This is a genomic window from Rhodoferax sp. GW822-FHT04A08, from assembly GCF_058801025.1.
This window is the reverse complement of the sequence record NZ_JBXAMW010000057.1, coordinates 1-1,780: the sequence shown is the minus strand read 5'-3', so window position 1 is coordinate 1,780 and position 1,780 is coordinate 1. Positions and strand designations below refer to the sequence as shown.

Here is a 1,780-nt window from a genome sequence, read left to right as displayed (position 1 = left end):
GCGTGCGCCAGGCATGCTTGCCGATGTCGGTAATGCGCGGGTCGGCCAGCACGATCTTGGCGCCCTGCTTGGATGCGTTCTTCATCCAGGTGGCAGCCACCGGATGGTTGGCCGTGGGGTTGGAGCCGATCACGAAGATCAGCTCCGAATGCTGCACGTCGTTGACCTGGTTGCTCACCGCGCCGGAGCCCACACCTTCGAGCAAGGCGGCCACGCTGGAGGCGTGGCACAGGCGGGTGCAGTGGTCCACATTGTTGCTGCCAAAGCCGGTGCGCACCAGCTTCTGGAACAGGTAAGCCTCTTCATTGCTGCCCTTGGCCGAGCCAAAGCCCGCCAGTGCCTTCTTGCCATGGGTATCGCGCAGCCGCTTGAGTGTGCCTGCGGAATACGCCAGCGCTTCTTCCCAGGTGGCTTCACGGAACACGTCGGACCAGTCCGCCGTGTCTCGGTTGAGGTTGTCCAGCAGCGCCGGGTCCTTGGGCACGCCTTCTTTGCGGATCAGCGGCACGGTCAGGCGCTGCGGATTGGCGGCGTAGTCGAAACCGAAGCGGCCCTTGACGCACAGGCGGTTGTGGTTGGCCGGGCCGTCGCGGCCATCGACGCTGACGATGACGTTGTCCTTGACGTTGTAGGTGAGCAGACAGCCCACGCCGCAGAACGGGCAGACGGAGTCCACCTTTTTGTCCACCAGTTGCGAGCCGATGTGGGTCTTGGGCATGAGCGCGCCGGTGGGGCAGGCCTGCACGCATTCACCACAAGCCACGCAGGTGCTCTCGCCCATGGGGTCGTTCAGGTCGAACACGATCTCGCTGTGCGAGCCGCGCAGCGCGTAGCCGATGACGTCGTTGACTTGTTCTTCACGACAGGCGCGCACGCAGCGGTTGCACTGGATGCAGGCGTCCAGGTTCACCGCCATGGCGGGGTGGGATACGTCGGCCTGGGGTTGTTCTCTTCGGAGAGACTTCAAGGCCGGGCGCACGGTCACATCCAGCCGGTCAGCCCAGTAACTGAGTTCGCCGTGTTGGCCGGGGTGATTGGCGCTCGCTTCTGGCACAGCGGCGTCGGCCGGTAAGCCGGGTGCCTCATGCGCGAGCGCAAAATCGGCTCCCGACTTACCGGCCGCCACCGCCGTGCCAGAAGAGGCAGAAGTAGCACCTGCGTCATTCCACTTGTACCCGGTATCGGGCATATCGGAGAGCAGCATCTCCAGAACCATCTTCTGGCTCTTCTCGACCCGCGGCGTCTTCAGTAGCACCTCCATGCCCGCTGTGGCATTGCGGCAGCAACTGGGCGCCAGGGTGCGCTCGCCCTTGATCTCCACCACGCAGGCGCGGCAATTGCCGTCTGCGCGCAGGCCGTCCTTGTAGCAAAGATGCGGAATGTCCACACCGTGGCGCTTGGCCGCCTTGAGGATGCTTTCGCCCTCAAACGCGTGGATGGTTTGCTGGTCGAGCTTGAACTCCACGGTGGCGGGAAGCACTTCGTTCATCTTGGTGATGGCATTCATGGTTTATTGGCCCCCACGCTTGTCACGTTGTGTACTGCGCTGCCCCCCGTGGGGGCCCTCGTGCCTTGGGGCGGCCCGGCGTCACTCGCCCCCGCACCATTGATCTCGTGAGGGAAATACTTGATGACGCAGCGCACCGGGTTGGGCGCGGCCTGGCCCAATCCGCAGATGGAGGCGTCGGTCATCACGATGTTGAGGTCTTCGAGGGTTTCCACATCCCACACCGGTGCTTCCAGCAGCTTGGCCGCCTTGGAAGTGCCTACGCGACAGGGT

At 64.0% G+C, this 1,780-nt stretch carries 2 protein-coding genes; both read right to left on the bottom strand.

Features of this window, described 5'->3' with window-relative positions; all coding sequences use genetic code 11:
• On the bottom strand, positions 1-1,507 hold a 1,507-nt coding region (locus tag AC1RMF_RS26530), incomplete at its 3' end, for a molybdopterin-dependent oxidoreductase (protein ID WP_493145540.1).
• On the bottom strand, positions 1,504-1,780 hold a 277-nt coding region (locus tag AC1RMF_RS26525), incomplete at its 5' end, for an NADH-ubiquinone oxidoreductase-F iron-sulfur binding region domain-containing protein (protein ID WP_493145539.1). The genes AC1RMF_RS26525 and AC1RMF_RS26530, both read right to left, overlap by 4 nt.